This window comes from Myxococcus sp. AB056 (assembly GCF_006547365.1).
Taxonomy (GTDB): Bacteria; Myxococcota; Myxococcia; order Myxococcales; family Myxococcaceae; genus Myxococcus; species Myxococcus virescens.
The window spans coordinates 17,410-26,981 of the sequence record NZ_VHLB01000072.1 but is presented as its reverse complement, the minus strand read 5'-3'; the positions used below and the strand labels follow the sequence as shown (position 1 = coordinate 26,981).

Below are 9,572 nucleotides of genomic sequence, written 5' to 3'. Positions count from 1 at the left end.
ACGTCCACGCGCCTTCCGGGTACTTAACAGGACCTGTGCCGTGACGCAGAAAGCAGAAAGCCGGAGTCGCGGGGGCGCATTCCCGCGGCTCCGGCTGCCGGCCGAGGCCCCGAAGCCTCGGCAATCCGCCTACTTCTTCTCTTCCTTGCCCAGTCCCACGACCTTCCGGGGATTCTGGATCTCATCGATGATGCCGTAGGCCTTCGCCTCGGACGCGCCCATGAAGTAGTCGCGGTCCGTGTCCTTCTCGACACGCTCGATGGACTGTCCGGTGTGCTTGACGATGAGCTCGTTGAGCTTCGCCTTCATCCGGAGGATTTCCTTCGCCTGGATTTCAATGTCCGTTGCCTGACCGCGCACACCCCCCAGAGGCTGGTGAATCATGATGCGGCTGGACGGCAGGGCGTAACGCTTGCCCTTGGCACCGGCGAGCAGGAGGACGGCCCCCATGGAGGCCGCCTGCCCGACGCAGATGGTGGACACCGGACACTTCACGTACTGCATGGTGTCGTAGATGGCGAGGCCCGCCGTCACCGACCCACCCGGCGAGTTGATGTAGAGGTTGATGTCCTTGTCCGGGTCTTCCGACTCCAGGAACAGCAGCTGGGCGACGATGACGTTCGCCACGTCATCGTCGATCTCCGTGCCCAGCATCACGATGCGGTCCTTCAGGAGCCGGCTGTAGATGTCGTACGAGCGCTCACCCCGGTGGGTCTGCTCGATGACGTAGGGAACGGGCATGAAGGGCATGTCGACCTCGGTGAGGGAACCTTACGAATACTTCGCCCGGCTCCTCAGGAATTCAATCGTCTTTTCCTCACGGAGTCGGAGAGACAACCCGAGCCGCTCGTCGGCGCCCTTGAAGTACTTCTGCACCACGGCGACCGGCTGGCCCGCCTCGTTGGCGAGCTGCTCGATGCGGGCGTCCACGTCCGCGTCGGAGGCCTGGATGCCCTCCTTCTGAGCGATGGACTCGAAGAGCAGCGTGCCCTTCACTTCCTGGAGGGCCTTCTCGCGCATGTCCTCGCGCAGCCGGTTGAAGTCCAGGTTCAGCTGGCGGGGGTCCACACCGGAGCGCTGGAGCTGCTGCAGCGCGCCGCGCAACATGGAGTCCATGGCCCGCTCCACCATGGCGCGGGGCACGTCGAAGGTGTTGCGCTCCAGCAGCGCCTTCATCAGCGCCTCGCGCTCCTCACCCTCCACCTGGGACTTGCGCGCCTTCTCCATGTCCTCACGGAGCTTGGTGCGCAGCTCGTCAATGGACTGGGCGACGCCCGTCTGCTTGGCGAAGTCGTCGTTCAGCTCGGGGACGATTTCCTTCTGCACGCCCTTGAGCGTGATGTGGAAGCGCGCCGTCTTTCCGCGCACCTCCTCCACCCGGTAATCCTGCGGGAAGGCGTAGTCGATGTCCTTGGACTCGCCGACCTTCACGCCCTCCAGGGCGGCAATCTTGGACTCCACCAGCTCACCGGGCTGCACCTGCACGGTGATGCCCTCCGCCTTGCTGCCCGCGAACGGCTGGCCGTCCACGGTGGCATCGAAGTCCACGGTGGCGTAGTCGCCGGAGGCGGCGGTGTCGCGGTCGGTGACGGGCTCCAGCCGGGCCATCGACTGGCGCATGCGCTCCAGCTGCTCGTTCACCTGCTCGTCGGTGACGGCGGTGTCGGACTTCGTCAGCGGCAGCTCGACGTAGTCCTTGGCCTCCACCTTGGGCTTCACCTCGACGCGAGCCTCGAAAGTGAACGGGGTGTTGGGCTTGAGGCCGGAGTTGGTCACCTGCGGCGTGGCGACGACCTCCACGTTGTGCTCGCGGATGGCCTCCACGTACGCGCTCTGCACCACGCGCTGGATGACCTCGTCCTCCACCTGGTCACGGAAGCGCTGCTCCAGGATGCGGCGAGGCACCTTGCCCTGACGGAACCCCGGCAGCCGCACCTGGCGGCCCAGGTTGGAGTACGCGCGGGAAAGCTCCTCCGCCACGCGGGCATTGTCGACCTCGATGGAGAGCTTCTTCTCAATGGGAGAAAGCTCCTCGACCTGGACCTTCATGCGGGCCTCGCTCGCCACCGCCGCCAGACAATCAGTCGTTTCGGGCGGTGCCGGAAAAGTGGGACGTGCGCCTTTAGGGGATAGGCACGAACGGGTCAACGCGAAATGGGCGAGGAGGGACTCGAACCCTCACACCTTGCGGTACCAGATCCTAAGTCTGGCGCGTCTACCAGTTTCGCCACCCGCCCGGGTTGCGCCGTCGTGCACTGCACCGTCTTACCGCGAAACGTCCACGGGACGGCAGGGGCCGGAAAAACAAAAAGGCCCCTCCATTTCTGGAGGGGCCTCACAGTGAGAGCGGAGGGAATCGAACCCACAACCTATGGATTAAGAGTCCATTGCTCTGCCAATTGAGCTACGCTCCCGGCACTGCCCCGGTCCGCCGCCTGCGCGGCGTCCAGGTGGCGGCGGTAACTACAGAACGCCGCCTGCTGTGTCAAAACGTTTTTTCACGCCCCCCTTCATTCCTGTCCGTGGCGACTCGTCTCCGGTGCTTTCCGGAGTCGATGCTGGTCCGCATGCCCTTCAGCCGGGCCCGGCGCGCGACGCAGGCATGTGAAGCGAGCGCCCCACTCCGATGTTCAACATGGCCGTAGCACGCTGTTCGTCCCAGCCTGGCGGGATGGCGAGCGTGTGATGGCTCGCGGTCAGTCACCTCGAGAGCACCGAGCACCCCGCGGCAACCATGCGGGCGGACGGAGGTCGTCCGCCCTTTTCGCGCAGGACGTAGCAGGAGAAGACAGAGATGGAAGCCAACCCCCAACAGAAGGCGGAAGGAACGGCGGCCGGCCAGGGTGGCCAGCACGCCGGGTGGACACGGGAGCGCGTGGAGCTCGTGAAGCGGACCATCTGCCCTCGCGGCATCAGCGAGGACGAGTTCGCCCTCTTCATCGAGCAGTGCAAGCGCAGTGGCCTGGACCCGCTCCTCAAGGAGGCCTTCTGCGTGGCGCGCCGGCAGAACGCTGGCAACCGCGAGCGGCCCAACTGGGTGACGAAGTACGAGTTCCAACCCTCCGAGGCCGGAATGCTCGCGCGCGCCGAGCGCTTCCCGGACTTCAAGGGCATCCAGGCGAGCGCGGTGTTCGCCGAGGACGACATCGTCGTGGACCAGGGCCGAGGCGAGGTGGTGCACCGCTTCAACCCCGCCAAGCGAAAGGGCGCGCTGGTGGGCGCCTGGTCGCGTGTGGTGCGCGAGGACAAGCTGCCGGTGGTGGTGTGGTTGGACTTCAGCGGCTACGTCCAGCAGACGCCGCTGTGGTCCAAGATTCCCACCACCATGATTGAGAAGTGCGCCCGCGTGGCCGCCCTGCGCAAGGCGTACCCGGAGGCCTTCGGCGGACTCTACGTGCGGGAGGAGATGCCCGCCGAGGACTACGAGTCACACTCGGACGAACACGGCAGCGGCCCCTACGAGGTGCTGGGCTCCAAGCCCGGTCCCCTCAAGGCGTCCTTCCCGCCGCTGGCGCCCCAGGAGCCGCGCGCGCCCCAGGCCGCCGCGGCGCAGCTGAACATCGATGTGCCGCTCCAGCCCAAGCAGCCCCGCGAGTCCACGCTGGAGGCGGTGCCCGCCGCCAGTCCGGAGCCCGCGGCGCCACGCCCCAAGCCGAGCGCCGTGGTGGTGGCGTTCGGCCCCCACAAGGGGAAGACGGCCTCCGAGCTCTCCGACGACGAGCTGAGCGAGTCCATCGACCTGGCCAACGAGAAGCTGATGGAGCAGCCCCGGGCGCGCTGGGCCAAGGCCATGCGGGAGAACCTGCTGGCGTTGGAGGCGGAGACGGAGCTGCGTTGCCGGGTGCCGGCGTCGAAGGGCGGCGGCAACGGCGCGGCCCATGATGCGTGACGCTGAGCAGGAAACCGTCAGGCCGTGAGGGGCGCCCCCGCTACGAAAGTGGCGGGGGCGTTCCTGCTTCAACCTGCTGGAAGGTGCGCGCTCGGAGGGACTTGAACCCCCAACCCCCGGGTTCGAAGCCCGGTGCTCTATCCAGTTGAGCTACGAACGCAATTTCGAGGGTGGGTAAAGAAGGGCGGCCAACCGGGATCGAACCGGCAACCTCCGGAGTCACAGTCCGGCGCTCTAACCAGTTGAGCTATGGCCGCCGTTACAGCTTTACCGCGAACGGCGTTTGAAGCGGCGGCTTCCCTACCTTGGAAACCAGGACCCTGACAAGGCCCAAATACGACTTACGGCCAGGTTAGCGCCCCAGGCAGGGCTCGAACCTGCGACCCCCGGCTTAGAAGGCCGGTGCTCTATCCAGCTGAGCTACTGGAGCTGGCCGGGCCGCCTGCTTCCGATGCTGCACTTCAAGTCGGGGCGAGAGGATTCGAACCTCCGACCCCCTGCGCCCAAGGCAGGTGCGCTACCAGGCTGCGCTACGCCCCGAGAAGTCCGGCATTGTTGAACCATCCCGAACGGACGCGCAAGGCCGACGTGACTGACGGCCTCGTATTCCGGACGGCTACAAGCCCAGCAGGTGGGGCTTCATCTTCTGGAAGGCCTTCCCCCGGTGGGAAATGGCCGACTTCTCCTCCGGCGTCAGCTCCGCCAGGGCCCGGTCGCCGCCCGGAAGGATGAAGACGGGGTCATAGCCGAAACCATGGCTTCCCTTCGGGGCGTGGCCGATACGGCCATTGCACTGCCCCACCTCCACCTTCGCCTCCCCTCCTCCGGGCCCCACCAGCGCCAGCGCGCAGCGGAAGGACGCGGTGCGCTGCGCGTCGGGCACGCCGGCCAGCTCGGTCAGCAGCTTCTCGTAACGGGCCCGGTCATCCCCCGGGGCATAGCGCGCGGACTGCACACCGGGCCTGCCGCCCAGCGCGTCCACGCACAGCCCGGAGTCATCCGCCAGGGTGAGCATCCCCGTGGCGTCCGCATAGGCGCGGGCCTTCTTCACGGCGTTCTCCTCGAACGTGGCGCCGTCCTCCACGGGCTCGGGCACGGGAGGCAGGTCCGCCAGGGACACCACTTCCACCGAGTCTCCGACGAGGCCGCGCAGCTCGCGCAACTTGCCCTGGTTGGACGTGGCGAAGAGCAGCCGGGGCTTCACCATCATCCCAGCACCTGCGCCTGCGCGGCGGTCAGCTTCTGAATGGCGGCCAGCCCGCCGTCCACCATGGCGTCCAGGGCCTTGCGGTCGAAGAGCTGGTGCTCCGCCGTCCCCTGCAGCTCCACCATGCGGCCGTCCGCGGTGGCCACCAGGTTCAGGTCCACATCCGCGGTGGAGTCCTCGTCGTAGTCCAGGTCCACCCGGACCTCGCCCTTGACGATGCCCACGGACACGGCCGCCAACGGCGTGAGCTTGGGCAGCTTGGAGATGGTTCCCGCCTTCTGCAGCGAGCGCAGCGCCAGCACCAGCGCCACGTAGGCCCCGGTGATGGAAGCGGTGCGGGTGCCGCCGTCCGCCTGGAGCACGTCACAGTCCAGCGTCAGGGTGCGAGGCCCCAGGGTGGACAGGTCCACCGCGGCGCGAAGGGAGCGGCCGATGAGCCGCTGGATTTCCATGGTGCGGCCCGTCTGCTTGCCCTTGGCGGACTCACGCTGGTTCCGCGAGTGCGTGGCGCGCGGCAGCATGCCGTACTCCGCCGTCACCCAGCCGGAGCCCTTGCCCATCAGGTGCGGCGGAACGCGCTCCTCCGTGGAGCAGGTGACGAGCACCTTGGTGTGGCCGAACTCCACCTGCACCGAGCCCTCCGCGTAGCGGGAGACACCGGGGGTGAGGACGACGGGGCGAAGGTCCAGCGCACCACGTTGAAAGGAACGCACAGCAGGCTCCTGGGAAATGAGGACGAGCGTCCCCTTCTCTACCAGAGCCACGCCGCGCGGGTGTCGATTGCCTTGGCGCCGTTGCACTCAGGGCGACACGGGGCCAGCCACCTCGGTCCCCCGGGCGGCGTCCCGGCGGCGCGTCTCCTTGAGGAAGGCCAGCACGCCCTCGGTAATCGCCTCGGCCAGCTTCTCCTGGTACTCCGGCCGGCCCAGCCGGGGCCCCTCCACGGGATGGGAGATGTAGCCCACCTCCACGAGGACGGCCGGGCACTCCACGCCAGAGAGGACGAAGAAGGGCGCCTGCTGCACGCCCCGGTTCACCGCGCGGGTGCCGCGCACGAGGCGCGGGTGGATGGCGTAGGCCAGGCGCGAGGAATCCGCGTGCGCCTCCGTGCGCGCCAGGTCCTGGAGGATGAAGGCCAGCGTGGAGTCCGTCCGCGCGGCGCGCGACATGGGCGCCTCCGCGTTCTCCCGGTCCGCCACGGCGAGCGCGGCGTCACCCGAGGCGCTGGCGGACAGAAAGTACGTCTCCACGCCCTCGGTGCGCGCGCGCATCCGCTTCGTGGGCATGGAGTTGGCGTGGATGGAGATGAAGAGGTCGGGCGCGTGGTCATTGGTCCACGCCACGCGCTCCGTCAGCGACACCAGCGTGTCGTGCTCGCGCGTCAGGAACACGTCGCCCCCCGCGGCCTCGAGCTTGTCCCGGAGGCGGAGCGAAATCTGGAGCGCGACGTCCTTCTCCCGCAGCTTGCCGGGGCCCCTGGCGCCTTCCTTCGCGCCACCGTGTCCCGGGTCGATGATGATGCGCGCGGGACGCTCCGCCGCCCCGGCGATGACGGGGAGCAGCCAGAGCAGGGACAGGAGGCCGAGGAGGGGGCGGCGCGGCGACGGCATGCTGGGGCCGCATGCTAGCGGAGCCCGGCCGCCAGCGCGAAATCCGGGCCTCAGCCCACCACGTCGATGCCCGGCTTCCCCGCCTGGACTTCACCAATCAGCGCCGCGTCCACGCCAGCCGCCTCCAGCGCCTTGAGCGCCTTGAGCGCCTGACGTGCGGGGACGCTGGCCAGGAGGCCGCCGTTGGTCTGCGCGTCCGCGAGCACCCACTGGATGCACTCGGGCAGTCCTTCGGGGAAGCGGACCTTCTTGTGGACGTGCGCGAGGTTCGACTTCGTACCACCGGGCACCACGCCGTCCTCCGCCAGCGCGGGCACTTCGGCGATGAGCGGGATGCGCTCCAGGTCCAGCGTGGCGCGCGCCTTCGCCGCGGTCATCATCTCCAGCAGGTGCCCCAACAGGCCGTAGCCCGTCACGTCCGTGAGGGCGTTCACCTTGAACTTCCCGGAGGCGAACACCTCGCCGGCGGCCCGGTTGAGCGTCGTCATCACCCCCAGGGCCCGCTTCGCCAACTGCTTGGACGCCACGCCCCGCTTGATGGCGGTGGTCGCGATGCCCGAGCCCAGGGGCTTGGTGAGGAAGAGCACGTCCCCCGGCTTCGCGCCCGCGTTGGTGAGCACCTTCTTCGGGTGCACCACGCCGGTGACGGCCATGCCGAACTTCGGCTCGGAGTCCCGGATGCTGTGGCCGCCCAGGATGGGGATGCCGGCCTCGTCCGCCTTGGACTGGCCACCCGCCAGGATTTTCGACAGCACCTTCAGCGGGAGCTCGTCCGGGAAGCACACCAGGTTGAGCGCGAAGAGAGGGCGCGCGCCCATGGCGTAGATGTCCGACAGCGCGTTCGCCGCGGCAATGGCCCCGAACTGGAACGGGTCGTCCACCACCGGTGGAAAGAAGTCCACCGTCTCCACCACGGCCATACCGGGCGCCAGCCGGTACACGGCCGCGTCGTCATTCGTGGAGAACCCCACCAGCGCCTGGGGGCCCTTCGTGGACTTCAGCCCTCCCAGCACCTGCGCCAGGTCCGAGGCCCGCAGCTTCGCCGCGCAGCCCGCGCAGTGGCTCATCTCAGTGAGGCGCTTCACCTTGTCCGTCTTCTTCTCCGCCATGCCCGCTCCCCACGCCTCGCCGTCCTGGCACGGGCCCCCGAAAGGGCCCGGCCCGTTCACCGCTCAGGCCGCTCGGATGTAGTCCCGCTTGAGCAGCTGCACCACGGCCTCGGCGGTGACGACGTCGTCCGCGTCCGCGTGGTCCATCACTGCGTTCAGGGTGCCGTAGTTGTGCACCAGTTGCAGCACGTCCAGCAGCTCCGGCGCCAGCTCCTTGAGCGGCGGCGTCAGCGGCGAGGCCAGCGCCAGCGAGGCATCCGCCGTCGGGAGGCTCGGCTGCAGGCGCTTGATTTCGTCCAGCTGGCGGAGCGCGTCCATGAGGAGCGCCTCGGTGGACGAGTCCAGCTCCACCATGAACTCCTGGTTCTCCGCCGGGCGCAGCTCGAAGTCGCCCTCTTCCCAGGTGATGATGCGGTTGAAGCTCTTCTGCGGCCCCAGGTTGTGGTTCTCGCCGATGACGGCGTAGTACACGCGGCCCTGGCGCAGGTAGATGCGCCCTTCCTGGTCGCTGCGCTGCACCACCAGCACGCCGTTCTTCTTGGACGTGTGGAACAGCTGGAGCAGGTCCGGAAGGGGAATCTCCTCAATCTTCCCCGTCATGGAGCTGGCCTTGTTGGTGGTCCGCGCGGCCTGGGCCGCGGCGGCCTCCTCCAGCTTCAGCCGGGCGGTGCCCTCATCCACGCTGGCGCCTTCGGCGCCCTGGTGCACGAGCTTGAGGATGGAGGTCCCGATGAGGATGCGGTCCCCTTCCTTCAGGCGGGACTGCTTCACCTTCTCACCGTTGACGAAGGTGCCGTTGGTGGAGCCCAGGTCCTCGATGGTGATGCTCCCATCGGAGAAGCTGATGCGCGCGTGCTTGCGGGAGACCATGTCCTCCACGAGCACCATGTCCAGCTCACTGGAGCGGCCGATGACGATCTGCTTGTCCGCCTTCAGCGGGAATTCGCCGCCCTGGTACTTCCCTGAGATGAACTTGAGGGCGTAGGTCTTTTGGGTGTCCATGGTCGTCAGCCAGCCTGCTCCGCCTTGCCGGGGTCCTTCACCAGGTTGAGGTACATCTGCGCGCTCTTGTTACCGGGGCTGCGCACCAGCACGTCCTCCCAGACCTGCACCGCCTCCGCCCGCCGCCCGGCCGAGTACAGCGCGACTCCATACTGGATGTGCCCCGGGATGAAAGCCGGGTTCTGGGCGATGACCTGCTCGTATTCGATGAGGGCCGCCGCGTTGTCCCCCGCGTCGCGCAGGGCGTTGCCCAGCTTGAGGCGGATGTCCACGAACTGAGGACACAGCGCGAGCGCGCGCCGGTACTCCTCAATGGCCTTGGCCCACACGCCGCTGGAGGCGAAGACGTCGCCAATCTCGCCGTACATGTTGGCGATCTTCTTCTCCACATAGGGGTCCAGCTCGTCCGGGCCGGATTTCTGCTGGGAGAGGGCGGCCTGGTAGACCTCCTTCGCCTCGGCGTACTTCCCCATGTCGTTGTAGATGACGGCCAGGTTGAGCGCCGCCTCGGTATAGGCGGGGTTGAGCTTCAGCGCGGATTCGAACGCGCGCTGCGCCCGGGCGAACTGCCCCTGGTCGTGGTAGATGATGCCGAGCATGTTGAACACGTCCGCGAACGTCGGATTCTGCTCGACGATCTTCGCGAGGTATTGCTCGGCCTGCGCGTACTGCTTCTTCTCGAAGTAGCCGCGCCCGAGGGTCAGTAGCTGCTTGAGGGGCTCGTCCATGAATCGGCCCGCCAGGGCCCTGCCTCC

The 9,572-nt window shown here is 67.8% G+C and carries 9 protein-coding genes and 6 tRNA genes; 1 reads left to right on the top strand and 14 read right to left on the bottom strand.

What is annotated here, in order from left to right:
* Positions 1 to 129 precede the first annotated feature (129 nt).
* The 4 genes from clpP to FMP39_RS26680 all read right to left on the bottom strand — a co-directional run bounded on the left by clpP (position 130) and on the right by FMP39_RS26680 (position 2,414).
* Positions 130 to 750 (bottom strand): ATP-dependent Clp endopeptidase proteolytic subunit ClpP, encoded by a 621-nt coding sequence (clpP, locus tag FMP39_RS26695; RefSeq protein ID WP_011552098.1) that lies wholly within the window; start codon positions 748 to 750, stop codon positions 130 to 132.
* A 21-nt stretch (positions 751 to 771) separates the two neighbouring features.
* A complete protein-coding gene (gene tig, locus FMP39_RS26690; RefSeq protein ID WP_141592975.1) occupies positions 772 to 2,049 on the bottom strand; it encodes a trigger factor in 1,278 nt (425 codons plus the stop codon).
* Between the two features lie 106 nt (positions 2,050 to 2,155).
* Positions 2,156 to 2,237 (bottom strand) — tRNA-Leu (locus FMP39_RS26685).
* Between the two features lie 104 nt (positions 2,238 to 2,341).
* Positions 2,342 to 2,414 (bottom strand) — tRNA-Lys (locus FMP39_RS26680).
* A gap of 380 nt (positions 2,415 to 2,794) precedes the next feature.
* Between FMP39_RS26680 and bet the strand changes: the two genes are divergently transcribed.
* Complete coding sequence (gene bet, locus FMP39_RS26675; RefSeq protein WP_141592974.1) at positions 2,795 to 3,889, top strand: phage recombination protein Bet; 1,095 nt, start codon at positions 2,795 to 2,797, stop codon at positions 3,887 to 3,889.
* Positions 3,890 to 3,975: 86 nt separating this feature from the next.
* On the opposite strand, the gene FMP39_RS26670 is transcribed toward bet, so the two are convergent.
* The 10 genes from FMP39_RS26670 to FMP39_RS26625 all read right to left on the bottom strand — a co-directional run bounded on the left by FMP39_RS26670 (position 3,976) and on the right by FMP39_RS26625 (position 9,545).
* Positions 3,976 to 4,049: transfer RNA gene (locus FMP39_RS26670), tRNA-Arg, on the bottom strand.
* Positions 4,050 to 4,072: 23 nt separating this feature from the next.
* A tRNA-His gene (locus FMP39_RS26665) sits at positions 4,073 to 4,146 on the bottom strand.
* A gap of 99 nt (positions 4,147 to 4,245) precedes the next feature.
* A tRNA-Arg gene (locus FMP39_RS26660) sits at positions 4,246 to 4,319 on the bottom strand.
* A 36-nt stretch (positions 4,320 to 4,355) separates the two neighbouring features.
* A tRNA-Pro gene (locus tag FMP39_RS26655) sits at positions 4,356 to 4,429 on the bottom strand.
* A gap of 76 nt (positions 4,430 to 4,505) precedes the next feature.
* Positions 4,506 to 5,099 (bottom strand): RdgB/HAM1 family non-canonical purine NTP pyrophosphatase, encoded by a 594-nt coding sequence (gene rdgB / locus FMP39_RS26650; RefSeq protein WP_141592973.1) that lies wholly within the window; start codon positions 5,097 to 5,099, stop codon positions 4,506 to 4,508.
* Positions 5,096 to 5,809 carry a ribonuclease PH gene (gene rph, locus FMP39_RS26645; protein ID WP_011552094.1) on the bottom strand — a complete coding sequence of 238 codons (714 nt, stop codon included), beginning with the start codon at positions 5,807 to 5,809 and terminating at the stop codon, positions 5,096 to 5,098. Before rph ends, rdgB begins: the two co-directional genes overlap by 4 nt.
* Before the next feature lie 87 nt (positions 5,810 to 5,896).
* Positions 5,897 to 6,706, bottom strand: a complete 810-nt coding sequence (locus FMP39_RS26640) for an N-acetylmuramoyl-L-alanine amidase (protein WP_141592972.1) — start codon at positions 6,704 to 6,706, stop codon at positions 5,897 to 5,899.
* Positions 6,707 to 6,756: 50 nt separating this feature from the next.
* Positions 6,757 to 7,815, bottom strand: coding sequence for a selenide, water dikinase SelD (gene selD / locus FMP39_RS26635; RefSeq protein WP_141592971.1), 1,059 nt, complete (start codon positions 7,813 to 7,815; stop codon positions 6,757 to 6,759).
* Between the two features lie 63 nt (positions 7,816 to 7,878).
* Positions 7,879 to 8,817, bottom strand: coding sequence for a DUF4388 domain-containing protein (locus tag FMP39_RS26630; protein ID WP_141257420.1), 939 nt, complete (start codon positions 8,815 to 8,817; stop codon positions 7,879 to 7,881).
* 5 nt (positions 8,818 to 8,822) lie between these two features.
* Complete coding sequence (locus tag FMP39_RS26625; RefSeq protein WP_011552090.1) at positions 8,823 to 9,545, bottom strand: lipopolysaccharide assembly protein LapB; 723 nt, start codon at positions 9,543 to 9,545, stop codon at positions 8,823 to 8,825.
* Positions 9,546 to 9,572 lie beyond the last annotated feature (27 nt).

Coding starts and splice junctions, on each gene's coding strand:
- bet (WP_141592974.1), top strand. CDS start 2,795: ATGGAAGCCAACCCCCAACAGAAGGCGGAAGGAACGGCGGCCGGCCAG.
- tig (WP_141592975.1), bottom strand. CDS start 2,049: ATGAAGGTCCAGGTCGAGGAGCTTTCTCCCATTGAGAAGAAGCTCTCC.
- selD (WP_141592971.1), bottom strand. CDS start 7,815: ATGGCGGAGAAGAAGACGGACAAGGTGAAGCGCCTCACTGAGATGAGC.
- FMP39_RS26630 (WP_141257420.1), bottom strand. CDS start 8,817: ATGGACACCCAAAAGACCTACGCCCTCAAGTTCATCTCAGGGAAGTAC.
- clpP (WP_011552098.1), bottom strand. CDS start 750: ATGCCCTTCATGCCCGTTCCCTACGTCATCGAGCAGACCCACCGGGGT.
- rdgB (WP_141592973.1), bottom strand. CDS start 5,099: ATGATGGTGAAGCCCCGGCTGCTCTTCGCCACGTCCAACCAGGGCAAG.
- FMP39_RS26640 (WP_141592972.1), bottom strand. CDS start 6,706: ATGCCGTCGCCGCGCCGCCCCCTCCTCGGCCTCCTGTCCCTGCTCTGG.
- FMP39_RS26625 (WP_011552090.1), bottom strand. CDS start 9,545: ATGGACGAGCCCCTCAAGCAGCTACTGACCCTCGGGCGCGGCTACTTC.